22 protein-coding genes are annotated in these 23,933 nt (G+C 41.2%); 9 read left to right on the forward strand and 13 right to left on the reverse strand.

Annotation, left to right across the window (positions count from 1 at the left end; all coding sequences use genetic code 11):
- Window positions 1-9: 9 nt before the first annotated feature.
- Window positions 10-471 carry a redox-sensitive transcriptional activator SoxR gene (gene soxR, locus ALFOR1_RS17675; RefSeq protein WP_104643879.1) on the reverse strand — a complete coding sequence of 154 codons (462 nt, stop codon included), beginning with the start codon at window positions 469-471 and terminating at the stop codon, window positions 10-12.
- Between the two features lie 77 nt (window positions 472-548).
- Between soxR and ALFOR1_RS17680 the strand changes: the two genes are divergently transcribed.
- The 6 genes from ALFOR1_RS17680 to ALFOR1_RS17705 all read left to right on the forward strand — a co-directional run bounded on the left by ALFOR1_RS17680 (window position 549) and on the right by ALFOR1_RS17705 (window position 5,397).
- Window positions 549-1,022, forward strand: a complete 474-nt coding sequence (locus ALFOR1_RS17680; RefSeq protein ID WP_104643880.1) for a flavodoxin family protein — start codon at window positions 549-551, stop codon at window positions 1,020-1,022.
- Window positions 1,023-1,086: 64 nt separating this feature from the next.
- Window positions 1,087-1,599: a DsrE family protein gene (locus ALFOR1_RS17685; protein ID WP_104643881.1), complete on the forward strand. Its 513-nt coding sequence runs from the start codon at window positions 1,087-1,089 to the stop codon at window positions 1,597-1,599.
- A gap of 8 nt (window positions 1,600-1,607) precedes the next feature.
- Window positions 1,608-2,240, forward strand: a complete 633-nt coding sequence (locus ALFOR1_RS17690) for an SGNH/GDSL hydrolase family protein (RefSeq protein WP_104644171.1) — start codon at window positions 1,608-1,610, stop codon at window positions 2,238-2,240.
- A gap of 79 nt (window positions 2,241-2,319) precedes the next feature.
- Window positions 2,320-3,858, forward strand: a complete 1,539-nt coding sequence (locus tag ALFOR1_RS17695) for an EAL domain-containing protein (protein ID WP_104643882.1) — start codon at window positions 2,320-2,322, stop codon at window positions 3,856-3,858.
- Window positions 3,859-3,914: 56 nt separating this feature from the next.
- Window positions 3,915-4,436: a hypothetical protein gene (locus ALFOR1_RS17700; protein WP_104643883.1), complete on the forward strand. Its 522-nt coding sequence runs from the start codon at window positions 3,915-3,917 to the stop codon at window positions 4,434-4,436.
- 271 nt (window positions 4,437-4,707) lie between these two features.
- Window positions 4,708-5,397 carry a LuxR C-terminal-related transcriptional regulator gene (locus ALFOR1_RS17705; protein WP_104643884.1) on the forward strand — a complete coding sequence of 230 codons (690 nt, stop codon included), beginning with the start codon at window positions 4,708-4,710 and terminating at the stop codon, window positions 5,395-5,397.
- Between the two features lie 135 nt (window positions 5,398-5,532).
- On the opposite strand, the gene ALFOR1_RS17710 is transcribed toward ALFOR1_RS17705, so the two are convergent.
- Genes ALFOR1_RS17710 through ALFOR1_RS17725 form a run of 4 tightly spaced genes read right to left on the reverse strand, consistent with a single transcriptional unit; the run spans window position 5,533 to window position 8,661 of the window.
- The gene (locus ALFOR1_RS17710; RefSeq protein WP_058547817.1) at window positions 5,533-6,306 is read right to left on the reverse strand and encodes a CsgG/HfaB family protein; all 774 of its coding nucleotides are present in this window, start codon (window positions 6,304-6,306) and stop codon (window positions 5,533-5,535) included.
- Window positions 6,306-6,731 carry a curli assembly protein CsgF gene (locus tag ALFOR1_RS17715; RefSeq protein ID WP_058547816.1) on the reverse strand — a complete coding sequence of 142 codons (426 nt, stop codon included), beginning with the start codon at window positions 6,729-6,731 and terminating at the stop codon, window positions 6,306-6,308. The genes ALFOR1_RS17710 and ALFOR1_RS17715 overlap by 1 nt, the downstream gene beginning before the upstream one ends.
- On the reverse strand, window positions 6,721-7,119 hold the full coding sequence (locus ALFOR1_RS17720; RefSeq protein ID WP_058547815.1) for a curli production assembly/transport protein CsgE: 399 nt from the start codon (window positions 7,117-7,119) through the stop codon (window positions 6,721-6,723). The genes ALFOR1_RS17715 and ALFOR1_RS17720 overlap by 11 nt, the downstream gene beginning before the upstream one ends.
- Window positions 7,120-7,158: 39 nt before the next feature.
- Entirely contained in the window at window positions 7,159-8,661 is a 1,503-nt protein-coding gene (locus tag ALFOR1_RS17725; RefSeq protein WP_104643885.1) for a curlin, read from the reverse strand.
- 580 nt (window positions 8,662-9,241) lie between these two features.
- Between ALFOR1_RS17725 and ALFOR1_RS17730 the strand changes: the two genes are divergently transcribed.
- A complete protein-coding gene (locus ALFOR1_RS17730; RefSeq protein ID WP_104643886.1) occupies window positions 9,242-11,743 on the forward strand; it encodes a S8 family serine peptidase in 2,502 nt (833 codons plus the stop codon).
- A gap of 260 nt (window positions 11,744-12,003) precedes the next feature.
- Here the strand turns inward: ALFOR1_RS17730 and puuE are convergent, their stop codons facing one another.
- From puuE to xdhA, 8 genes are read right to left on the reverse strand one after another with little or no spacing between them, the layout of a single operon-like run.
- Window positions 12,004-12,942 (reverse strand): allantoinase PuuE, encoded by a 939-nt coding sequence (gene puuE / locus ALFOR1_RS17735; protein WP_104643888.1) that lies wholly within the window; start codon window positions 12,940-12,942, stop codon window positions 12,004-12,006.
- A gap of 1 nt (window position 12,943) precedes the next feature.
- A complete protein-coding gene (locus ALFOR1_RS17740) occupies window positions 12,944-14,155 on the reverse strand; it encodes a urate hydroxylase PuuD (protein ID WP_104643889.1) in 1,212 nt (403 codons plus the stop codon).
- 4 nt (window positions 14,156-14,159) lie between these two features.
- A complete protein-coding gene (guaD, locus tag ALFOR1_RS17745; protein ID WP_104643890.1) occupies window positions 14,160-15,524 on the reverse strand; it encodes a guanine deaminase in 1,365 nt (454 codons plus the stop codon).
- Between the two features lie 2 nt (window positions 15,525-15,526).
- The gene (uraH, locus tag ALFOR1_RS17750) at window positions 15,527-15,865 is read right to left on the reverse strand and encodes a hydroxyisourate hydrolase (protein WP_104643891.1); all 339 of its coding nucleotides are present in this window, start codon (window positions 15,863-15,865) and stop codon (window positions 15,527-15,529) included.
- The gene (uraD, locus tag ALFOR1_RS17755; protein WP_104643892.1) at window positions 15,862-16,362 is read right to left on the reverse strand and encodes a 2-oxo-4-hydroxy-4-carboxy-5-ureidoimidazoline decarboxylase; all 501 of its coding nucleotides are present in this window, start codon (window positions 16,360-16,362) and stop codon (window positions 15,862-15,864) included. The genes uraH and uraD overlap by 4 nt, the downstream gene beginning before the upstream one ends.
- A complete protein-coding gene (gene xdhC / locus ALFOR1_RS17760) occupies window positions 16,359-17,249 on the reverse strand; it encodes a xanthine dehydrogenase accessory protein XdhC (RefSeq protein WP_104643893.1) in 891 nt (296 codons plus the stop codon). The genes uraD and xdhC overlap by 4 nt, the downstream gene beginning before the upstream one ends.
- The gene (gene xdhB / locus ALFOR1_RS17765; protein ID WP_104643894.1) at window positions 17,242-19,581 is read right to left on the reverse strand and encodes a xanthine dehydrogenase molybdopterin binding subunit; all 2,340 of its coding nucleotides are present in this window, start codon (window positions 19,579-19,581) and stop codon (window positions 17,242-17,244) included. The genes xdhC and xdhB overlap by 8 nt, the downstream gene beginning before the upstream one ends.
- Complete coding sequence (gene xdhA, locus ALFOR1_RS17770; protein ID WP_104643895.1) at window positions 19,568-21,073, reverse strand: xanthine dehydrogenase small subunit; 1,506 nt, start codon at window positions 21,071-21,073, stop codon at window positions 19,568-19,570. The genes xdhB and xdhA overlap by 14 nt, the downstream gene beginning before the upstream one ends.
- Before the next feature lie 200 nt (window positions 21,074-21,273).
- On the opposite strand from xdhA, the gene ALFOR1_RS17775 reads away from it, so the two are divergent.
- Both ALFOR1_RS17775 and ALFOR1_RS17780 read left to right on the forward strand, forming a co-directional pair.
- Window positions 21,274-22,833: an ABC transporter ATP-binding protein gene (locus ALFOR1_RS17775; protein WP_104643896.1), complete on the forward strand. Its 1,560-nt coding sequence runs from the start codon at window positions 21,274-21,276 to the stop codon at window positions 22,831-22,833.
- Complete coding sequence (locus ALFOR1_RS17780) at window positions 22,830-23,933, forward strand: ABC transporter permease (RefSeq protein WP_104643897.1); 1,104 nt, start codon at window positions 22,830-22,832, stop codon at window positions 23,931-23,933. Before ALFOR1_RS17775 ends, ALFOR1_RS17780 begins: the two co-directional genes overlap by 4 nt.

Here is a 23,933-nt window from a genome sequence, read left to right on the forward strand (position 1 = left end):
TAATCAGCCTTAATCTTGCTCTAATAAAATAGCACCACTTTGGTTTTCGCCTAAGTGGTCGTTTTTGTTATAAATAGGGCACTTACTCATAGATAAGCATCCACAACCAATACACCCATCAACGCGATCGCGCAGGCGCTGCATATACGCTATGCGTTCATCAAGCTGTGTTTGCCACTGCTTTGAAAGGGCTGACCAGTCTTTTTGCGTGGGTGTACGCTTATCTGGCAAAGTAGCCAGTGTTTGTTTAATTTCATCAAGGGTTATTCCCATTGCTTGTGCGGCTTTTATTACCGCTATACGGCGTAATACATCTTTTTTGTAGCGGCGTTGGTTGCCGCCATTTCGCCAGCTACGTATTAGTCCTTTTGTTTCGTAAAAATGTAGGGTTGATACTTTTACGCTGCTACGCTTTGCTACATAACCTACTGTTAAGTTGGCCTCAGTTAGTTTTTTTTGATCTATAGGCATTATTTTTAATTTCCGTTTGACCTCAATATAACTTGAGGTTTTAAGCTTCTTTCAACATTAAAAAAGGAGCTAACTAAATGCAACAAAAACTTGAGCGTAGTACGGTTATTATTTATTCAAGCGCACGTAAAAATGGTAATACACAGGCGCACGTTAACGGATTTGCAGAGCAAAATGCTGTGCGTGTAATTTGCCTGGATGATTATAAAATTGCGCCATACTGCTATAACAAAAACTATAAAAATGATGATTTTTACGCTGTATTTGAATCGCTTTTAAAGTATGACCATTGGGTGTTTGCCTCGCCCGTTTATTGGTATAGCACCACAGTACAAATGAAATTATTTATTGATAGAATAACCGATTACATGGACGATGAAGTATTAAAGCCAAAGTTACGAACGCTGCGTAGTAAGCATTTTTCTGTGCTTTCGAATGCGTCATCAAGCGAAGCCCCTGCGTGTTTTATAGAGCAGTTTAAAAATACGTTTAGCTATTTAGGCATGCAGTTTATTAACCATAGCCATAAAAGTACCCAAAAGGTTGCTTAAATTGCAGCCTTTTTTGGTTGTCTCTGGTAGTTTAGTAATAATATTAAAAACACAGGATTGTTTTATGAAATATTTACTATGGTTAGTACTGCTTTTTAGCCCTTTAATAAATGCAGCTGAGCAACCAATTAAAGGGTTTGGTAATTATTATGATGTTCCTCAACATGATGAAATTAATGACTCTACGGTATTCAAAATAGCCTTTGATGTTGGCGATGGCGCTAAAAAAGGTGAGCAGAACAATTCAATGAACTCACTTGCACGTTTTATTAATATGCATGTAGCGCATGGTGTAAAGCCTGAAAACATTCAACTTGCATTAGTTGTGCACGGCAGCGCAAGCGTTGATGTGTTAGCTAACAGCGAATATAAAAAGCGCTTTAGTGCTAACAATAAAAACCAAGCCTTAATTAAGCAGTTACTTGCTAAGAACACTAAAGTGTATGTGTGCGGGCAATCGGCTACTCACTTTAAAGTAACACCAGCGCTTTTAATTGATGGTGTAAAAATGTCGCTTTCAGCGATGACCGCTCATGCACAACTTCAACAGCAAGGCTATACGCTCAATCCATTTTAATGACTCAAATTATAAAAAACATACTTTGCTTTGGCGACTCAAATACATGGGGCTTAAACTCTGTAACGGGTAAACGTTTTGATGAAAATAGTCGTTGGCCAGCGCTACTAAATAAAAATTTAGGGCCTGGCTTTAACGTAATTGAGGCGGGGCAACCAAATCGTACTTTGGTGAATAACCCACCGTTTGACGGAGTGCTTAGCGGTGTTAGTTATTTAAAACCTTATTTAGATACGCATAAACTAAATATTATAGTCGTTGCACTGGGTACTAACGATCTTAAAAAACGTTTTGATTTAACTTCAAGCGCAATTGCAAATGGGTTAAATGACTTAATTAATGCTATTAAAGCGTTTTACCAATCTAATAGTACGTTAAAACCTCCTCAAATTATTGTTATTAGCCCTGCTAAAATAAGGCTAACTGAGCAATATGCGCGCATCTACAGCGGTGCTGATGTAAAGCTAAAAACACTGTCTGACGAATTTAAGCAAATAGCCGATAATCAAAAATGTGAGTTTATAAATTTGAACTCGGTGAACGCATTAGCAGAAGATGGTATTCACTTTAATGCCCAAGAGCACGAGCAAATCAGCTACTTAATTGCTAATGCGATAAAGCAATTAATGAACAATTTTTGAATCTATCTGTTTGAATTTAATGCAAGTTATGTAATTATCCTGTTTAAGTCGCTTTATAAATAACCATCCTCGGGATACTATGAAAAAGTACCAACAAAAATCAATAATAGCCGTTATAACCGGAGGTGTGGTATTTGTGGCTGGCTGTTTTGTTTTATTGTATTTTGCAGCGCAGCAATTAACGACACAAATAAATACAGACGCTAAATACATTATTGACCATCTTGACTCTGCCGCGCAAGAACGTCGCGATATATTAACCCCACTTAATAAATTTGCTTTTAAACAATGCGATGAAGCTACTTTGCTTGAGATGCGCCGTGCTTTGTTTGATTCAAAATATGCCATTGATATAGGCTTTTTTATAAATAATCAGCTCGTGTGCACTACCGGTGCGGGTTTATTAAGCAACGTTATAAACGACAGAGAGCCCGACTACATTCGCAAAGACGAAAATGTACGTGTGCGGTATGAGCCACAATTATACTTATTACTGTTTACCGGCCGCCCAATGAAAGTAATCATAGTTCGCCAAGGTAACTTTAATTTAATTATGGACTTAAGAGCATTCGATTCTGCTGGCATTGAGTCGCCTAGCTGGGAAGTAATTTATAAAGAAGATGAAAAGTTGCACCACTTAGCAGGCATAGAAGGGCTTTTTAGTCAGGTAGGAACTCACTCTTTTTTACCTTACGAAACAGGTTTTACCTGTAGTAATAATAATGCTAATTATTGCGCTGCGGTACATTTACCTTGGAGTAAGTTTTTCTCTAATAACCACTTATTGTTAATTATTTCTTTAATTTTGACTTGTTTAGCGGGTGTATCGAGTGCATTGCTGGTTGATGCTCGCATCGCAGCGCGTCGCTCTACTAATCAACGTATTAAAAAAGGGCTTAAAAAAGGCTCATTTTATTGGACTTACCAACCTATTATTTGTTTGCAAACAGGCAAGCTAATTGGCTGTGAGGTGTTAGCACGCTTTGAAGATAAGTATGGCGCACTCTTCCCCGATGAGTTTATTCCAGTAATTAGAAAAAAACATTTAACGTGGGCTTTTACCGAGGCAATGATAGCCACTACGCTTAAAGAGCTTACGTCAATAGAGGCATTACCAAAGGGATTTAAAGTATCACTTAATATATTTCCGTGTGATGTAGAGCAAGGTAATGTGTCGCTGTTACCACAAATTACAGAGCTTACCGATTCACGGTTTATTATTTGTTTAGAAATAACAGAAGATGAATACCTTGATACAAGTATGGCTCATGCTCATTTTAGAACCTTGGTTGAATCGGGTTTTAATTTGTCGTTAGATGACTTTGGTACTGGTTATTCAAATTTAAGAAATTTACAAAATCTGAGTTTTCATCAACTTAAAATCGACCGTACCTTTGTTCAAGATATAGCCACTGAAGGCTTAAAAGCCTCTATGATCCCTAACATTATGGAGCTTGTACATAAATTTAATTACACCTGTGTAGCTGAAGGAATAGAAACCTCTGAACAAGAGGCTATATTAAAAACAGCTGGAGTACATTACGGACAAGGTTGGAAGTATGGGAAACCGATGACAGCCGCTACATTTAAAACGTTTTTAACTAAGCAAAACTTTTAAATCTTAAGTGCTAGCTAAAGCGTAATATTATGATACTTAAAAAGTAAGGTTTAACCATGTTCAAATTAATAACAAGTGTGTTTGCGGTTGTGCTACTTAGTGCATGCTCTGCTCAATACCCAAATCAGCAGCTAGAGGGGGAGCAATTTCCAAGCATTAGTGGTGAAAGCTTAGATCAAAGTATGGTAACTATACCTAGTGATTTCAAAGCCGATAAAACACTCTTATTAATTGGCTATAAGCAAGACAGCCAGTTTGATATTGACCGTTGGTTAATCGGTTTAGATATGGCAGGTGTTACGCTTCCTACCTACGAATTACCTACTATTGCTGGTATGGCACCGCGTATGTTTAGTACATTTATAGACAACGGTATGCGCAAAGGTATACCAAAAGAGCTGTGGGGTGGGGTTATCACTATTTATAAAGATGGCGAGACAGTTCAAAAGTTTACAGGTAATCAAAACCCTAATAATACCCGTGTGATACTTATAGATAATACAGGGGAAATTTTATATTTTTACGACCGTGGCTTTTCGGTTGATGCATTAAATAAATTAAAAGCAAATGTAAAGTAACAGGCGTAACCCAGTGATTTTTTGATGTAGCCATTTAATATATGAGAATGGCGCTATTCGTAGAATTAAGATACTTGCATGTTTCTTGAACTCACTGATCAGAGCTGTAACTCATACAACTTTTTGTGATTCTAATTTTGTAACACCATGTTATATAATAAATTTAGCTAAATAGTATGAGTGAAAAAACTGCATCTTCTCATACCAAAATCGCATTGTAACTTTGGTATAATTTCGGTAATGTGGTTTAAACATTTCAAGGATGAGATTTATGTCACAGCAGCAGGCTATTTTTGTAAAGACCACATTCCAGTCATCTTTTCACACAGAAAGTTACACAACTATTTTAAAAACGATCCAGGCGCTTTTTGGCGATATCAAAATGGACGATACTTTGCCTAAAGCAGAGCAACGCGGTCATTATGATTTGTTTTTAATTGATGGTGCTAAAAATAATTGGCACGACCTAATTCCAGCAGATCTAATATGCTTAGCTAAGCAATACAGCATTGTTGTTTTTAATGTAGATAAAGAAAATGTTTGTGAAAAAAACTTATTACTAAACCATATAAATGGTGTGTTTTATAAATCAGACGAGCCTGAAGATATTTTTAAAGGATTGGTAAGGGTAAGTGCAGGGGAGCTTTGGTTTACTCGTAAGGTCATTTCTCAAGCATTTAACGATATACTGGCTGTTGCAGCTTCATTTAATAACTTAAGCGATAATATAGAGCTTAAGCAAGATGATTACGCACATTTAACGAAGCGAGAAAAGTCGGTTATTCATTTAATAGCGCAAGGCGCGAGTAATAACGCCATTGCTGATAAGCTTAATATTAGCGATCACACTGTAAAAACTCACTTGTACAGCGCGTTTAAAAAAACCAACTCTCGTAATCGAATTGAATTAGCTAATTGGGCCCAGCGTTACATATCGGTTTTACTTCCAATGAGTAAGTAAAAGGCGAGCTAGGTACTATATTATATTTAGGTAAAGATGAGCTAAAGCTTATATATACAACAAGTATCAAACACTAAAAAGGCTACAGTTATGTAGCCTTTTTAGTGTATTTAAATGTTTTGTCCTGAAATGAGTTTACGCTGTTTTTTGAGCCCACAAACCTTTGTTAATACCTTTTGTTATTAAATCAGTGAGTGCTTTTTCAATGGCTTGTGTTACACAAATGCTCATAGGTTCGTTATCACTAAAACCAGCCTCAGCTTCGGCTAAACGCTTGTAGCTTACGTATCTAAAAAATCCCGCTCGCATTTCTTGGCTAAGCACTTTTTTACTAGTCGCTACACTTAATAATACTTGCCCAGTACGTACATCAACTGCACGTAAGTAAATAGATATTGCATCTTCACGGTATAGCTCCGATGCGCCAATACCAAAATATTCCATACCTAAGCCGCCAGTTTTTACGTTGGTGTCGTAACTAATAATGCCACCTTCTAAAATTATTTTTGCAGTAGTTAAAGGGGGTAATTCTGCTTGGTTTGGGTTATCGGATTGACCTGCTCTAATAATTTTTCGCTCAGTTAATATATTTTGAAGGCCTTCTCGTTCTACAGGTGTAAACCAATCAGACTCATGCAGGGCTTGTATTAGTATTGAGTTAGCGCCTTGTGTAACCGCTGTTGAAAAAGAGCTGACGTTAGTTTGCGGCTTATATTGACCCGTTTGATCTCTAAATGAATAGACAGAAACAGGAATACTACCAACAGGTTTAGGTAAATTTTTTAAATCGCTAAATATTTCTGTTGGTTCTAAAGACATCGCTTTTTGCTGAGAAGGGGGAATTAAATTTGCCATACTTGTGCAGCCACTAAGGCCTAATAAAGTTATTGTTATTAGTATCTTGTGCATTATCCAAACCTCGGTACTTCGATGATCACAACAGAGTCATCTAACATATTTGTTATTTTTACGGTAATACTGTCTGTTGTACTGGTTATTACTTCTATTTGATAATCGCCACTCATAAAAATTGAGTCTTGGTCAAAAAGACTGTCTTCAATGTCTTCACCAAACGCCATATCAGTAATTTCTCTGACCATACGGTTTAAATATGTGCGCTCTAATGTGTCTTGAAATTGCTCGGCGTAACCTTTTTCAACGCTAGGTGCTTTATGTTTATTTTGTGCTTGAGCTTTGCTCAGCAGCATATTTGCGTTTAATGGGTTGCCACCAAAGCTTGGGTTTATTGGAGTGTAAATTATTTCAGTCGCAGAGGCTGAAAAACTTAATGTTGTTATTATTATAAGTGCTATTTTTTTCATTTTACCATCCATTTACAGCCATATCGGGTGATGATGTTGCCATGTTTGAACGCGCCATTGCGTCTATTACAGTATAAACAGCTTGTTCAACTCGCTCATCAAGGGGCGCTAATCTACGGCCTAAGTAAGTTGCATACACTAGTTGGTTGTTCATAATTAAAGAAAGTTTTGTGCCAGCTTTAGGGATTACGGTTTCTCTTATTTCAATATTAAAACCAGCTGTTGAGGGAAGATCTCGCCAGTAGTTTGAAAACTCGTAATAAAACTGATGACCAAAGCGGCTAATACTTCTATCGAGTAATAAGCCATCTATTTCTAGTTCGTCGGCGCCAAAGCTTGCCGAAGAAAAACACAGAAAAATGGGGAGTAGGTAGTTACGAATCTGAATATGTTTTTTCATAAGTAAAAATGGGGAGGGTTAACCTCCCCACCTCAGCAATTACATTTGCGTAATTGTTGCAGTGTTTCCGTCACCAATTTGAGTAACTGACACAGTGCTGTCGTAGCCAATTACAGAGCCTTCAACAAGGTTGTCATTACCTACTTGAGTAACACTGAACGACACATTTTCACCGCCTACTAAAAAGGCAGACTGTTCAATGCCGCTTACCCAGTTGCCTTCACCTTCTTGTGAAATATCAATGCTGTGGTTATTACCTTCAACCATCATGTCAACTAGGTTTAATGTACCATCTTGCGAAATGTCAATTTGGTTATTGTTGCTATCAAGAATCCCAGCAAGCGTTACAACAGTTTCGTTTTGAGAGCCACTTTGCGAAATATCAATATCGTTGTCGTTAGACGTTAAAGACACATCTGGGTAAGATGATTGCACAAGCATTGTATTTTCATCGCCAGATTGCACTAAATCAACATCGTTACCTGTGCCGTTAAAGTTAGCTAAGTGAATAGAGTTTAAATCACCCATTTGGCTTGATGAAAATTCATTGTCTGAACCAATTACACCCATGTAAACTTCGTTCAAATCACCGTTTTGCATTGATGTTAGTTCGTTGTTGTCACCAATTAAATCGGCTGTCATTAAGTTTTCAGCGCCAACTTGAGTTGCTGAAACTTCATTATTCGAACCTTCAAATAAGTTTGATTCAATTGTATTTAATGAACCTTCTTGATCTAAATCTATTTGGTTGTCGTCGCCAATTACAGCTGCAAACGTTACCGCATTAGTTAAGCCATCTTGCTCAATTTCAATTTCATTTGCATCACCAGAAATTGCACTAAATGCTACAGCGTTACGATCACCGTCTTGTTCAACTTCAAGTTCGTTGTCGTTACCTTGTAAGCTACTTACTTTGAAGGTATTCCAGTAGCCGTCTTGAACTAGATCAAGTGTATTTTCATCGCCTGAAAGCATAGTAATTTCTGCTTCATGCCATTCACCAGTTTGCAAAGATGTGATTTCATTTGCATTACCTTGCATATCCATGTTGTAGAACCAGTGACCGCCATTACCTTGCTCTACATCAATCAGGTTATCATCACCTGTTACAATATTAATTGCTTCGTTATTTACAAAAAAGCCTTGGCCAAATTGTGAAACAAACAACATGTTATTATTACCAGTTACTTCAGAGATAAAGCCGTTTGCAACGCCATCTTGAGAGTATACTTGTGTGTTGTTGTCACCTGTTGTAATTACTTGGGCATAATTACCAAACTGGTTTTGTACAACTTCAGTATCATTATTGTTACCAATTGTAGTGACAAGCATGGTGTTGCTGTCGCCATCTTGATAAAGGTATGCATTGTTTTCAGATAATGTTTGGCTCAACGTTAATGTATTTTCAACACTTTCAGTTGTAATTTTGGTGCTAAGTTGTGAGCTAGAAGCTGATTTATTATCCGTATCAGCGTATGAGGCAAAGCTGGTACCCATTGCAATAGCAACAGCGCAGCTTAAAAGTGATTTATTTAACTTCATTATTATTCTCCTTGAATATTAAAATCAAATACCTAGGTGTTATAAGTTTTAAAAGGTATTTGCTGTTTCAGCATGCCGTGCCGATATAATGTTTGTGATCCGCCTGTTTAATTCTTAATAGTAAAACGTACCGTACAATTAATAATAGCTAGTGAGCGTATTGTCATTATTTTTAACTTACGTTTAGTAGCTGTTAATTAATAAGTACCCAATTACTGTATTCCTCAAACGCGATTACTTAAATCATCTTTTTTTACCAATTTATTACATCTTAAATATCATGGACTTACGGGTTGTTTCTTGTTTGTTTCTATTTTTGGAATAAAAACCAGTAAAAATATCTGACCCTATATTAGGTATTGCTCAGATGTTAAATTTCATGAAAATGACTGTGTTTGGTGTTTTTTTTGAAACTGAACTGGTCAAAAAAGATGGTTTTTAAACCAATTTATTTTTTTAGCTTGTTTAATTAGTAATTAGGTTGTTTTCTAAGTACATGCCACGTGATCCGCTGTACTCGAAATAGTGAAAAACTTGCTTAGAGAAACTAAGCCAACTTAATTAAACTATGGATAGAACAATGAAAACAAAATTATCTATTATTACTCTTGCTTTACTACCGTGTTTAGCTGCAGCAAAACTTCCTGATGCTGGTGTTAAACAACCTGTTGTAGCAAGTAATGATGCAGTAATTGTTAAATACAAAAAAAATGCGTCAGCAGAAATGCGTAAACAAGCGCGTTCATTAGTAAAAGCAAAAATTTCAGATGTAAACGCAGATGAGATTGATGATAACTACAAGTCTTTACTTTCTGGACGTTTAGCTAAGTTTAAAATTTCGGGTATGAGCACTAAAGAAGCAATCGCTCGCCTAAAATCACACCAAGCAATTGAATACGTAGAGCCTGATTACCAAGTAAGCATTGCACGTACGCCAGATGATCCTCGTTTTGATGAGCTTTGGGGCTTAAATAATGATGGCCAAACGGGTGGTACAGCAGACGCTGATATTGATGCAGTAGAAGCATGGGATATTTCGACTGGTAGCCGCGATGTAGTGGTAGGTGTAATCGATACGGGTATTGATTACAGCCACAGTGATTTAGCTAGCAACATGTGGGTAAATAGCAGTGAAATTCCTGGAGATGGCATTGATAATGACGGCAACGGCTTTGTTGATGACGTGCATGGTATAAATGCCATTACAGACAGTGGCGACCCTATGGATGACGAAGGCCATGGTACCCACGTTTCAGGTACTATTGGCGCAAGTGGCGGCAATGGTATTGGTGTCGTAGGTGTTAACCATGAAGTGTCACTTGTTGGTTGTAAGTTTTTAGATGCTGCGGGTAATGGTTCAACATCAGACGCTATTAAGTGTATTGACTATATGGTTGGTCTTAAAAACTCAGGTGTTAACTTACGCGTTTTAAATAATAGCTGGGGCGGTGGCGGTTACAGCCAAGCATTAGCTGATGCAATTGCATCAAGCGAAGCGGCCGATTTACTATTTGTAGCTGCAGCGGGTAACGATACTATTGATAACGATGTTAACCCTCACTACCCATCTAACTACGAAAATGCAAGTGTATTATCAGTTGCAAGTACAGACCAAACTGATGGTATTTCATGGTTCTCACATTATGGTTTAACAAGCGTTGATATGGGCGCGCCGGGTAGTGCTATTTTATCTACTACACCAGGTGAGAGCTATGCGTCTTACTCAGGTACATCAATGGCAACGCCACATGTAGCAGGTGCTGCAGCGTTAGTATTGTCAATTAACCCAGAGCTTAGCACTCAAGAGCTTAAAGATTTACTAATGAGCTCTGGTGATGCAAATGCTGCACTTCAAGGTGTAACTGTTGCAGGCACGCGTCTTAATGTAAATCAAGCGCTTATTGATGCAGATCCTACGCCAGGATTTAAAATATCAGCCGATCCACTTACGCAGCAAGTTGAAGCTGGGCAAGCTACAAACTACACGTTTACAATTGGCTCAATTGCTGAGTGGGATGAAGAAGTAACGCTTGAATTATCAACAACATTAGGCGGTGCTTATTTGTCGGCTAATACAGCACGCCCTGGTGATGAAGTAAGACTTAACGTTGAAACCGACACTGACACTCAGTGGGGCGAATACGATCTTACTGTAACAGCTACCGCGGGTGATATTGTTAAGCAGCAATCAGTTAAATTAATGATTCAACCTGTTGGCTTAAATGACTTTACGTACAGCAGTAGCACAAGCGTTGACATTCCTGATAACTCGCCAGTAGGCGCAATGTCAGTAATTAATGTACCTGATGACTTAACTGTATTTGGTACTACTGCAGATGTAGATATTTCGCATACTTACTCTGGCGACTTAGTGGTTAAGTTAGTATCTGCTCAGGGCACGCAAGTAACGCTACAAAGCAATGTGGGTGGTTCTAACGACGACATAGTTAAAAGCTTTACGTCTGAATCGTTTAATGGCGAAGTTGCTACAGGCGATTGGACACTACAAGTAGAAGACACTGCCGCAGCCGATACGGGCACAATTAATGGTTGGTCATTAACGCTAAGCGCTATTGGCGAAGTTAGTCCACAACCACCACGTGCTAGCTTTGAGGCTGAAACACAAGGTTTAACTGTTAACTTTATTGATTCAAGCACAGATTCAAATAACGATATTACGCAGTGGAGCTGGAACTTTGGCGATGGAGCAACATCATCTGATCAAAATCCTATGCATGTGTATGCGGCATCAGGTAATTACGATGTAGAACTAACGGTAACAGACAGTGAAGGCAACACAAGTACATCAACTCAAACGGTTGTTGTAAGTGATGTAGAGCTAGAACTGACTTTAAAACGTGCTAATAAGTCTCGATTAGATACTATGCGAGTAGATCTAAGCTGGGATCGTGTAGGCGCTGAGTCATTAAGCGTATACCGTAACGGTGAGCTAGTAGATACAACGTCAGATAACGGCAGATACCGTGATTATGTACGTGGTGCTACATTACCTTCGTACGATTACCAATTATGTGTAACAGAAAATGTGTGTTCGAATATCATCACAGTTTCTTTTGAATAAATTTCACTACTCCTAAAGTGAGCTTAAGCCCAGCACTGCTGGGCTTTTTTTATTTTACGATAAATCTAATAAGCTCTTAGAGTTTAGTTTGAACGACTCACATCTAGGCTTTTTTATACCAAACCGCATAATTAAGAGATCTATTTTGAGGATGGATAAACGTGTTGATAGCAAGGCAAAAAATTCGCTATTTAGTTGTTCTAAATGAGAATTTTTTAACGCAGATAGCGACACGTTTAGCCCCTGAAAATGATTAAGTATTATTGCGGATTGGTATTATACGGATGGGTTTTAAGCCAGTGCTCGGCGATTTGCTCGCGCGTGGCAAACCATACCTGCTCATGCGAGCTGGCATATTCTAAAAACCGCGCTAGGGCTTTAATGCGCCCAGGACGGCCAATTAAGCGGCAATGCAAACCTATCGACATCATTTTTGGGGCATTTTCACCTTGTGGGTCGCCTTCGTCATAAAGCGTATCAAAGGCATCTTTTAAATAATTATAAAACTGATCGCCGGCATTAAAGCCTTGCACAGCAGCAAAGCGCATGTCGTTTACATCAAGGGTGTAAGGTACTATTAACTGTGGTTTACCTTCTTTAATACTGTAAAAGGGTAAGTCGTCGCTGTAATCGTCAGCGTCATATAAAAACGAGCCATTTTCTACCACAAGGGCTGCAGTATTGGGGCTTGTACGCCCGGTATACCAGCCTTTGGGCTTTTTACCACTAAGCGCTTGAATTATTTCAATGGCTTTTTGCATGTGCTCGCGCTCGGTTTGCTTATCTATATGTTGATAATTAATCCAGCGTAGGCCATGGCTTGCAATTTCGTGCCCAGCATCAACAAAGGCTTTAGCAATATCAGGGTGGCGCTCAAGGGCCATCGCCACGGCAAAAATGGTGACCGGTATATCGTATTTTTTAAAGAGTTTAAGTAAACGCCATACACCTGCTCGCGAGCCATATTCGTAAATGGACTCCATGCTTATATGGCGGTCTTCTACATGTGGGGCACTGACTATTTCAGACAAAAACGTTTCAGCCGCTGCATCACCATGCAGTACACAGTTTTCGCCGCCTTCTTCGTAATTTAATACCACTTGCACAGCAATACGGGCTTTATTGGGCCAATTTGCATGGGGCACCTGTGAGCCATAACCAACTAAATCGCGCGGGTAGTGTTTAAATTGCTCGCTCATGTTATTGCTCCTTTTTAAGCGCTGTGAGCCAAGAGCCTAGCGTTTCGCGCTCTGCATCAGTCATTTTGGTCATATTTGCCAATGGCATGTCTTTGGTTATAACCGCGCGGGTATGAATAAGCGTGCTGGCTTTTTTTACATCATTAATAGAGTCGAGCTTAAAGCCAAGCGGCGCTGTTTGAAAAAGCTCAGAGGTGGGTGTTTCACTGTGGCACTGTGTACAGTGCTTGCTGATTATTTCCCACGCTTGAGTGTCGGTAATGCTTGCTTGTAAAGGCGCGCTTTCGCCTGTAATTGTTGGGCTGCTAGGCCATGGAGCTATAGCTAGCATTAGGGCAAAAAAGGCGGCAATACCACTTATAAGTACCGAAGGTTTATTAACGCCTTGGTGCTTTAAGTTAAAGTAATGGCGTATCCACATGCCAATACCAAATAACGCAATTAATATAAGCCAGCCAAAGCTGTGGCTGTAGGTGTAAGGAAAGTGGTTGCTCAGCATAATAAATACCACAGGTAACGTGGCGTAGTTATTATGAATAGAGCACAGCTTTGCTTTTAAACCCGGTGCGGAATCGGGAATACGGCCAGCTTCTACTTCGCTTACCATGTAGCGCTGCCCTGGCATAATTATGTGGTACACATTGCCAACCATACACGTACCAATAAGCGCACCTACATGAATATACACAGCGCGGTCACTAAATAGCTGGTCAACCCCGTAAGTCCAAAGGGCCAATATGCCAATAACCACAGCAATAAACGCTTTACCGTTTTCAACGAGCGGGGTTTTGCACAATAATCGATAAACACCATAACCTAAGCCAATAAAGCCAAGCGACGCGCCAATAGCGGCAAATTTACTTAGCTCACTTTTGCTGTTATCAATTAGGTAAACATCGGCGCCAACATAATAAAGTAAGCTAAATAATAAAATACCGGTGATCCAGGTTGTGTAGGCTTCCCATTTAAACCAGTGCAGGGTGTGGGGCATTTGTTCAGGGCCATTTTGATACTTAGCCACTTCGTAAAAGCCACCGCCGTGTACGGCCCATAAATCGCCTTTTATGCCTTTGTCTTGTTTCCACTGTGGTGGGGTTTGTAAGTTATTATCAAGCCACGCAAAATAAAACGACGCCCCAATCCACGCTATGCCCGCAATAACATGAAAATAACGCAGCACTAAATGAGCAAGCTCAAAAAAATAGTTTTCCATTAGGTTAAGCCTCTTCTAATTGCGGTGAGCGGGTGTCTGAAAATTGATTATTATCATCGCGCTTATACACGCTTTTACCCATGATGTAGGTTTGCTCTATGCAGCGGTCATCGCCTAGCATCATCATGGCAAAAAGCTGCTCGTGCAGGGTTTTTGCATGGCCAATTCTGAATTTTAAAAATGAGGTGGCCGCGTAATCCATGACAATAAAGTCGGCTTCGCAGCCTATTGCAAAGTTACCTATTGTGCCTTCTAAATCAAGTGCACGTGCACCGCCAAGGGTGGCTAAATACAGTCCTTTAAATGCCGAGAACTTTTGCCCTTGTAACTGTTGAATTTTGTACGCTTCGTTACCTGTTTGTAGCATAGAAAAACTTGTGCCTGCGCCTACATCGGTACCCATACCCACGTTTATTCCGTGCTCTTCACAAGCTTTTAAATTTAATAAGCCCGAGCCTAAAAATAAGTTAGAGGTAGGGCAGTGCGATATAGCTGCGCCCTGATCTGCAAGACAGCAAAGCTCACGTTCAGATAAATGAATACTATGGGCAAATACCGAGCGTTTACGCACCATTTTAGCTTGCTCATAAACGCCAAGGTAATCTTCGGCTTCAGGAAATAACCCTTTTACCCATTCGCACTCGTCTTTGTTTTCAGATAAGTGTGTATGCAGGTAGGTGTCGGGGTATTCTTCTAATAATTGAGTACATTTTTGTAGTTGTTCAGGGGTTGATGTAGGCGCAAAACGTGGCGTGACCGCATAGCTTAATCTATCAACATTGTGCCATTTTTCTATAAGTGCTTTTGATTGATCGTAACTAGTTTGCGCGCAATCTGATAAATCGTCAGGGCAGTTTCGGTCCATCATCACCTTACCGGCAATCATGCGTAAATTACGTTTTTGTGATTCGTTAAAAAATGCATCCACCGATTGCGGGTGCACAGTGCCAAATACTAACGCGGTGGTGGTGCCGTTACGCAGTAGCTCGTCTAAAAAGCGGTTAGATATGTCTTTTGAATAATGCTCACAGGTAAACTTTTTTTCGGTTGGGAAGGCATATTCGGTGAGCCAGCTTAAAAGCTGCTCGCCATACGCGCCGACCATTTCGGTTTGCGGCAAATGTATGTGCGTGTCTATCATGCCGGGCATAACCAATTTGCCATCGTGGCGAATAATAGTGGCTGACTTATCAATGCTTGGAAGTATCTCTTGCTCGTAACCAAGGTTAACCACTTTGCCATTTTGAATAACTAACGCGCCTTTTTCAAAATAGCGATGGGCGTTGTCGCCGGCTATGGCTGGGTCGTCAACAAAATCGAGTATGTTGGCACAAATTACGGTTATTTTATTATTATTTTGCGTGCTCATAATTAGCTGCCTCTGTACGTTGAGTAGCCAAATGGGCTAAGCAATAACGGAATATGATGGTGTTTTTTATCTTGTAATCTAAAGGTAATTTGCGCCTCTGGGTAAAACGCAGGTTTTTCTTGGTTTTCATAATAGCTGTCTAAGTCAAAAACCAGTTTATAGGTTGCAAACTCTACGTCTATGTTGAGCCAGTCGGTAATTCGCCCGTCGCTATTTGTTTTACCTTGAGCAATTAATTGCCACTCGTTATTAGTGAGTAAAAACAATTGTACAGCTACATTTGCTGCAGGTTTACCTGTGCTGGTATCGAGAATATGGGTAGTGATAGGGCTCTTATTCATAGCAATGACTCCAATCTTATTTTTGTTATTTTGGCTTGTTCGCCCGCGGCTATATTAAGCTCTGTGCTGCGGGTGTTGTGTATACGCTGCTCAATAAGTTCAAGCATTTGCTCAGCACTTTTACCACTGGCACACACAATAAATATAAAGCCAAATTTACTGAGGTATTCTTTATTTAGCGCAATCATTTTTTTTAGGGTTTGCTCGTTTGCTTTACTCATGCCTGATTGTTCGTGCCCCGCTTTTTGCGCTGTAGCGGCGTACTTTTTACTTAAAGTTGATAAATCGCCTATTTGCGGGTGGCCTTCAAAAGCGGCTAAATAATCGCTCTCACCTAGGCTATCCCATGCGCTTTGAGCGCTCTGAAATAGGTGCTCTTTATTTTCAAATGGCATGGTATTTAGCATACCGCTTACCCAATTAGGGGCGGCGCAGCAATGCTCTAAGGCTTGATACGCTTGCGCTTCATTTAGGTTGTTAATTTTTAAGCTACTCATGCGTTTTCTTCCTCTTGCGTGGTGCTAATTAGGGCATTTTTAAGTGCACGCCATTGCACACCTTGGCGTTTAGGCGCATGGGTTTGCATAGCCTGATAAAGGCCAATTAACTGCCCGCTAATTGATATTGCCACTTCCATAGGGAGCTTGCCCGTTACATTTTCTAGCCCAACAGGGCAGACCATTTGCTTTATTTGCTCGGTGGTAAAATCGCGATGAGCTAAGCGCTGCTTAAAGCGTTTTGCTTTGGTATCTGAGCCAATTACGCCAAGCCAATTGGCATCAGCGCGTTTAATAATGGCTTGTGTGAGTGCAAAATCGAGCTGGTGGTTATGGGTTAATATTAAGTAATTGTTAGCTTTAGGGGCGCGTTTTACTTGCTCTATTGGTTCTTCATCAACCACTTTTACTACGTTATTAGGAATGTTCTGTGGGAATACATCGGCGCGGCTATCTATCCAACGTATACGCATAGGCAGCTGTGCCAATATACCAATAAGCGCCTGTGCTACATGGCCTGCGCCGTATATGTCGAGGGTAAAGCGCTCGCATTGCATGCACTCAAGCATCACTGTGGCAGCTCCGCCGCAGCACTGGCCTAAATTTGCGCCTAGGTTAAATTGCTCTATCACTTGGGCTGCCTCGCCTTTAGCAAGTAGCTCGCGGGCTTTTTCTATTACTACGTATTCAAGGTGACCACCGCCAAGGGTGTCGTAAATGTGCTCGCCGCTTATTACCATTTTAGAGCCTGTACCACGTGGGGTTGAGCCATTGGTGCCAAGCACAGTGGCAATAACATAGTTAGTGCCGCTTTGTTCGTGCTCGTTTATAGCTTGCGCCCAATTTTGCGTATGAAAACCCTGAAACGATTCATTTAAATTAGCCATGTTGCTGCTCCTTAAACCTGCTAGCGGTTTGCTCAATTGCATTTAATACACGCTCAGGTGTGGCAGGTGTATCAAGTGGGGCGGTGTATTTGTAATCGGCCACACTGCTTATAGCATTACGAATAGCACTCCACACACTAAAGGCCAACATAAACGGCGGCTCGCCAACCGCTTTTGATCTAAATACCGTGGTTTCTGGATTGGCCGAGTTATATAAATTTACATTAAATTCGGCAGGGGTATCGCCAATTGCAGGAATTTTATAGTTAGCAGGGCCAAAGCTTGCAAGCTGGCCTTTATCATTCCATTGTAAGTCTTCGGTGGTAAGCCAGCCCATACCTTGCACAAAAGCGCCTTCAATTTGGCCTATATCAAGTGCAGGATTAATTGAGCTGCCCACATCGTGCAGTATATCAACGCGGGTTACGGTGTTTTCGCCTGTCAGCGTATCTACTTCTACTTCACTGAGTGCTACGCCGTGTGCGTAGTAAAAAAATGGCCGGCCTTCGCCTTTCGCTCTATCGTAATGAATTTTAGGTGTGGCGTAATAACCGGTTGATGAAAGCGATATTCGATTCATGTAAGCAAGGTTTGCAAGTTCGCTAAAGCTAATTTCGCCTTTACTAAAGGTAATGAGGTTATCTTTAAATACAATACTTTGGCTGTCTACTTCAAAGTGCTCACTTATAAAGTTTATTAAACGCTCTTTTATAGTATTTACCGCGTTTAGCGCCGCCATGCCGTTTAAGTCAGTCCCGCTTGAAGCTGCTGTTGGCGAGGTGTTTGGTACTTTGTCGGTACGAGTAGCGCTTATGCTTACTGCGTCAAAATCAACGCCAAAGCCATGGGCTACTATTTGCGCTATTTTTGTATTAAGCCCTTGGCCCATTTCGGTGCCGCCATGGTTTAAATGTATCGAGCCATCGCTATATACATGCACAAGTGCACCCGCCTGGTTTAAGTGCTGTACAGTAAACGATATACCGTATTTTACCGGCGTCATCGCAAGGCCTTTTTTGATAATGGGCGATGATGCATTAAAGGCTTTAATTGCCTTTTTTCGCGCCCAGTAATCACCCGACTCCTCAAGCTGGCTTATCATATCTTTTAAAATATGCTGCTCTACTGTTTGATGATACGGCGTAGTGTCGCGGCCTTTTTTGTATAAATTAAGCTTTCGGATCTCAAGTGGATCTTTACCTAATTTAGCGGCTATGTCGTCCATTATTAGCTCGCCCATAATCATGCCTTGCGGTCCACCAAATCCTCTAAACGCAGTGTGACTTACGGTGTTTACTTTACAGCGATTCCCCTTAATGGTGGCAGCTGGGTAGTAATAAGCATTATCTGCATGAAACATTGCGCGGTCTACAATGGCATCAGATAAATCAGGCGAATAACCACAAAACCCATTTACGGTTACATCAGCGCCTTCAATAAGGCCATTTTCGTCAAACCCTACATGGTATTGGTTATAAAATGGGTGGCGCTTACCGGTAAGTTTAAAGTCGTCGCTGCGGGCTAGGCGCATTTTAACGGCGCAGCCAAGGTGGTAAACTGCAAGCGCTGCAAGGCAAGCCCACGGCGCGCCTTGGGTTTCTTTACCGCCAAAGGCTCCGCCCATACGGCGGGTTTCTACGTTTACAAAGCTAAATGGCTTTTTTAAAATTTTAGCAACTAAGTGCTGCACCTCTGTTGGGTGCTGCGTAGAACATTGCACATGAATCCCACCGTCATTGTCGGGCTGAGCAAGTGCTATTTGCCCCTCAAGGTAAAAGTGTTCTTGCCCGCCTATGTGTATTTCGCCTTTAAGTTGGTGGGCTGCATTATTTATTGCTTGCTCGCTATTACCGCGGTTAAGTGAGTGTGGCGGCCTTACCCAATGCTCTTTTTTTATGGCTTCTTTAATATCAAGTATGGGGGTGGTTTGCTCGCACTCTATAACCACCAAGCGTGCTGCGCGGCGCGCAATGGCGTAGCTGTCGGCAACCACTACCAGCACTGGTTGTCCGTGGTATTGAATTTCATGACTGGTCAGCAGTACATCCCCAGGGAATACTGGGCCAATATCAAGCTTACCGGGTACATCATCGGCCGATAAAATACGTTTAACGCCTGCCACTTCAAGCGCTTTACTTTTATCAATTGATTTAATAAAGCCGCTGGCAATAGGCGCAAGCACAGGATAGGCGTGCAAGCAGCCATGGGGCTCTGGGTTATCGTCGGCGTAGTTTGCATTGCCACATACTTGTTTTATTGCGCTTTCGTGATACTTAGATTGGCCAACGCTTCCGCCTTGGGCTTTTAGTTTATCCATTTCAAAGTGACGCATGTGAGATCCTCGTAATGGCAATGTTGTTATTATTTTTACTGCTTGGCTGTGCACCACAAAACTCAATACCAATACGCTGTAGCAAGTTTTTGCTTACCGTAGTGCGGTAATGTGCGCTGCTGCGTACATCGCTCATGGGAGCAAAGTCATCATTTATAGCACTAGCGGCATCTATAAACGTGCTTACTTGTAAGGTCTGAGCATTAAGCTTTTGCTCTATGTGCGCTGCGCGTTTTGGTATGGCAGCCATACCGCCCATGGCGCAGCGGGCAGTGCTAATTAAACCTTGTGCTTGCTCTATAGCCAGCACTAAACACACAGTAGATATATCATCTTCAAAGCGTTTTGAAATTTTATGACACGCAAGCTTTAACGAGTCTGGACGTTTTGGCACTGTAATTTTGCTAATTACTTCATCGCTTTTAATGACTGTTTTTTTGTAATCAACAAAGTAGTCGGCCACGTTTATAGTGCGTGTGCCTGCTGCGCTTAATAAATCCATAGTGGCATTAAGTGCAATTAATAATGGGGCTGGATCGCCAATAGGAGAGGCATTTCCTATGCTGCCACCTAAGGTGCCACTGTTACGTACTTGGTTAGATCCAAGGCGTTCAAACAGCTCTTTAGACTCAGGGTAGTAAGTGTAAAACGCTTCAACAAATTGGCTGTAAGGTAGTGCTGCACCAATATGTAGCTCGCCGTTGTTATCGCTTAAAGTGCACAGCTCACTGGTTTGGCTAAGCGATATAATAATATCGGGCAACAGCATGTTTTGGCTAAGCTCAATGGCAAAGTCGGTGCCACCAGCAACCAAGTGTGCATGCGGGTAAAGCGCTTTTAGTTCAACAAGCTGCTTAGCATTTTGTGGCAAGTAGAATTTGCGAGGGCCATTTTTTAAAAATGGAACATCGTCATCATGTTGCGTATTAAGTGAGGCTTTAAACTGAGCTGCCATGGCTGAGTAAGGCTCATTTTTGCGCTCATAGCTGTAGGCTTTTTCTACCGCTAGTAAAATAGGGCTGTAGCCAGTACAACGGCACAAGTTGCCACCTAAAGCATGAATAGCGGCTTTTTTACCCGGGTAACTCGGGTTATTAATATAAAGCGCCAACATGCTCATTATTATGCCAGGGGTACAAAAACCACATTGCGAACCATGGCACTCAACCAATGCGCGTTGTACTGGGTGTAAGTCATCAAGGGTTGGGTAAAGCCCCGTTGTTACAGCCTCTACGGTTACTATATGTTTTGCGTGTGCATTGCCTAATAAAAGCAGGCAGCTGTTCATGGTTTGGTAGTGCCAAACTGGGTTACCGTTTGAGTTTAGTTTTTCTTCGCCAACTAAAATTGTGCACGCGCCGCAATCGCCTGTAGCACACCCTTCTTTGGTGCCCATTTTCCCTTTTTTGGTGCGAAGCCAGTCCAAAATGGTGAGATTCGGCGCGCATTCTTCTACTTCTATTGGCGTGTCATTTAATAAAAACGTAATCACACAGACCCCCTTAACTTTTATAAAGCCCTGATATGTAAAGGCTTGGCGTATATTTTTTCTTGTTGTTTTGGTACTGCTAAGAAAAAAACTTTTTCATCTTGGTAAGTTAATTGCAGATACCATGCCATTGTTGACCGCTTGGTCAGCTAAGTTTCTAGGCTAGCTTATTTAACCAACAAGCACAAAGAAAGGTTTAAATAATGGACAATAAATACCGCCTTACTATGCAGGGAATGACAAAGCACTACCCCGGATGTATAGCCAACGACGGCGTAACAATAAAAATAAAACATGGTGAGGTACATGCCCTGCTTGGTGAAAACGGCGCGGGTAAAAGTACGTTAATGAAAATGCTTTACGGTGTAGTTAAACCTGACCAAGGGGACATGTTTTTTAATGGCAGAGTAATGAACATAAAAGAACCCGCAGATGCCCGCGAATTAGGCATAGGTATGGTGTTTCAACATTTCTCATTATTTGAAACTCTAACCGTGGCGCAAAATATAGCGTTAGCACTGGGTGATTTAGCAGGGCACAGTAGTTCGCTTGCTAGCAGAATTAGTAAAACATCGGCTAGGTACGGTATGCCGCTTGACCCACACAGGTTGGTGTCTACGCTTTCAACAGGCGAGCGCCAACGGGTAGAAATAGTCAGGTGTTTATTATTAGATATTCAGCTACTTATTCTGGATGAGCCTACCTCTGTACTCACTCCTCAAGAAGTAGATGCACTGTTTAAAACGCTCCATTCTTTAAAAAAAGAAGGCTGTTCGGTACTGTTTATTAGTCATAAATTGCATGAAGTTATTGAGCTGTGCGACAGCGCGACTATTTTACGCGGTGGCAAAGTAAGTGGGCATTGCATTCCTAAAAACGAAACCAGCGAATCAATAGCCCGCTTAATGGTTGGCGATAGCACACCAATAAGTAACCAAACGCGCAGAGCGAGAGGCACAGGTGATTTTTTAACGGTCAATAATTTATCAACCAATGCGCAGGCACTATTCGACACGCCACTAAAAAATATTAACTTTGCCGTACAGCAAGGCGAAATAGTGGGTATTGCAGGCGTAGCTGGTAATGGGCAAGAAGAGCTATTAAAAGCGCTCTCGGGTGAGGAAATACAAGAAAACAGTAGCGCTATCAAATTTAAAAATACCGTAGTTGATGCGTTATGCCCATTAAAAAGGCGCAGGCTCGGGCTTGCCTGTGTACCAGAGGACAGGCTAGGGCGCGGCGCAGTACCCGATATGGACTTAGCTCAAAACGCACTACTTACTAGTTTTGATAGTGGTTTAGTTAAAAACGGCTTTTTAGTAAAACAAAAAATTAGCCAACTCGCCGACAAAATTATAAAAAAATACAAAGTAAAAACCCCAAGTAACCGCACGCATGCACTAAGCCTTTCTGGTGGTAACTTACAAAAATTTATTATTGGCCGAGAGGTCGAGCAAAACCCACAATTGTTAGTAATGTCGCACCCAACATGGGGTGTAGATATTGGCGCGCAAGTGGCAATTCACGAAGCTATTTTAACGCTTCGCGACGAAGGCTGTGCGGTGCTGGTTATTTCAGAAGACTTAGACGAGCTCTATAAAATTTGCGACCGAATTGGCGCAATTTGCGATGGCAAACTCTCTCCTATTTTAGATACCGACTGTGTACCGCTTGTGCAATTAGGGCAATGGATGGCGGGCGATTTTAATCACGACCTTAAAAACAACACAACACAAATAACACCGCAAGGGGCGCTAGCATGATAAAGCTTGAGCCACGGGTAGAGCGCTCAAAAAGTTGGAGCTATCTCTCTCCTGTTTTAGCCATTTTACTTACATTAATAACAGGTTATGTGGTGTTTGCCTTACTAGGGCACGATCCGCTTAATGCCTTATATACGTTACTTGTAGCACCTATTGCTGATTGGTACGGCGTTACAGAGTTATTAGTAATGACCACACCTATTTTACTGTGTGCTTATGGATTAGCACTGTGCTACAGAGCCTCGGTGTGGAATATCGGCGCTGAAGGGCAGCTACTTATTGGCGGCGTATGCGCTAGTGCCGTAGCTGTTAACTTTGTTGATTCTACAAGTGCATTTGCATTACCGCTTACATTACTTGCGGGTATTGCCGGTGGCATGTTGTGGGCAGGCCTTGCTGCATTTATGAAATTACGTTTAAACACCAACGAAATTTTAGTCACCATTATGCTCAATTACATAGCAGTAAATGTATTGCTGTGGGCTGTTCATGGGCCATTGAAAGACCCTCACGGTTATAACTTTCCTGAAAGCGCGCTCTTTGGCGATAGCACTTTACTGCCGGTGATTTTTGACGGCACTCGACTTCACTTAGGGCTGGCTTTTGCGCTATTAGCGCTGTGTGCAACATGGGTGTTTATTAGTAAAACCTTTGTGGGTTTTCAAATTCAAGTACTCGGGCTTGATGCATCTGCTGCCAAAATGGCGGGCTATAAACGCGCGTTTTTAATTGCCGGTGTATTAGTGATTAGTGGCGGATTAGCAGGGCTTGCGGGAGCTGGCGAAGTGGCTGGGCCTATTGGGCAATTAGTGCCGAAAATATCACCCGGATATGGTTACGCAGCGATTATTGTAGCCTTTTTGGGGCGCTTACATCCTCTGGGTATTACCTTGGCAGGGCTATTAATGGGGCTTATTTATATGGGCGGGGAAATGGCGCAAATAAACATAGGTTTGCCCAATGCGATTACCGGTATTTTTCAGGGGTTAATGCTGTTTTATTTACTCTCGTGCGATGTGCTTATTGGTTATCGCATTAAATTATCGCTGCCATTTAAACAACAAAAAACGCAGCTAACCCCTATTGCACAGGAGTCATAA

The organism is Pseudoalteromonas carrageenovora IAM 12662 (assembly GCF_900239935.1).
GTDB lineage: Bacteria > Pseudomonadota > Gammaproteobacteria > Enterobacterales > Alteromonadaceae > Pseudoalteromonas > Pseudoalteromonas carrageenovora.

Excerpts from the sequence above, each read along its gene's own strand:
- uraH (WP_104643891.1), bottom strand. The coding sequence starts at position 15,865 with ATGAATAAGAGCCCTATCACTACCCATATTCTCGATACCAGCACAGGT.
- ALFOR1_RS17715 (WP_058547816.1), bottom strand. The coding sequence starts at position 6,731 with ATGGATGGTAAAATGAAAAAAATAGCACTTATAATAATAACAACATTA.
- ALFOR1_RS17725 (WP_104643885.1), bottom strand. The coding sequence starts at position 8,661 with ATGAAGTTAAATAAATCACTTTTAAGCTGCGCTGTTGCTATTGCAATG.
- ALFOR1_RS17700 (WP_104643883.1), top strand. The coding sequence starts at position 3,915 with ATGTTCAAATTAATAACAAGTGTGTTTGCGGTTGTGCTACTTAGTGCA.
- ALFOR1_RS17685 (WP_104643881.1), top strand. The coding sequence starts at position 1,087 with ATGAAATATTTACTATGGTTAGTACTGCTTTTTAGCCCTTTAATAAAT.
- ALFOR1_RS17740 (WP_104643889.1), bottom strand. The coding sequence starts at position 14,155 with ATGGAAAACTATTTTTTTGAGCTTGCTCATTTAGTGCTGCGTTATTTT.
- ALFOR1_RS17680 (WP_104643880.1), top strand. The coding sequence starts at position 549 with ATGCAACAAAAACTTGAGCGTAGTACGGTTATTATTTATTCAAGCGCA.
- ALFOR1_RS17775 (WP_104643896.1), top strand. The coding sequence starts at position 21,274 with ATGGACAATAAATACCGCCTTACTATGCAGGGAATGACAAAGCACTAC.
- ALFOR1_RS17695 (WP_104643882.1), top strand. The coding sequence starts at position 2,320 with ATGAAAAAGTACCAACAAAAATCAATAATAGCCGTTATAACCGGAGGT.
- ALFOR1_RS17730 (WP_104643886.1), top strand. The coding sequence starts at position 9,242 with ATGAAAACAAAATTATCTATTATTACTCTTGCTTTACTACCGTGTTTA.
- soxR (WP_104643879.1), bottom strand. The coding sequence starts at position 471 with ATGCCTATAGATCAAAAAAAACTAACTGAGGCCAACTTAACAGTAGGT.
- xdhB (WP_104643894.1), bottom strand. The coding sequence starts at position 19,581 with ATGCGTCACTTTGAAATGGATAAACTAAAAGCCCAAGGCGGAAGCGTT.
- guaD (WP_104643890.1), bottom strand. The coding sequence starts at position 15,524 with ATGAGCACGCAAAATAATAATAAAATAACCGTAATTTGTGCCAACATA.
- uraD (WP_104643892.1), bottom strand. The coding sequence starts at position 16,362 with ATGAGTAGCTTAAAAATTAACAACCTAAATGAAGCGCAAGCGTATCAA.
- ALFOR1_RS17720 (WP_058547815.1), bottom strand. The coding sequence starts at position 7,119 with ATGAAAAAACATATTCAGATTCGTAACTACCTACTCCCCATTTTTCTG.
- puuE (WP_104643888.1), bottom strand. The coding sequence starts at position 12,942 with ATGAGCGAGCAATTTAAACACTACCCGCGCGATTTAGTTGGTTATGGC.
- xdhC (WP_104643893.1), bottom strand. The coding sequence starts at position 17,249 with ATGGCTAATTTAAATGAATCGTTTCAGGGTTTTCATACGCAAAATTGG.
- ALFOR1_RS17705 (WP_104643884.1), top strand. The coding sequence starts at position 4,708 with ATGTCACAGCAGCAGGCTATTTTTGTAAAGACCACATTCCAGTCATCT.
- ALFOR1_RS17710 (WP_058547817.1), bottom strand. The coding sequence starts at position 6,306 with ATGCACAAGATACTAATAACAATAACTTTATTAGGCCTTAGTGGCTGC.
- ALFOR1_RS17780 (WP_104643897.1), top strand. The coding sequence starts at position 22,830 with ATGATAAAGCTTGAGCCACGGGTAGAGCGCTCAAAAAGTTGGAGCTAT.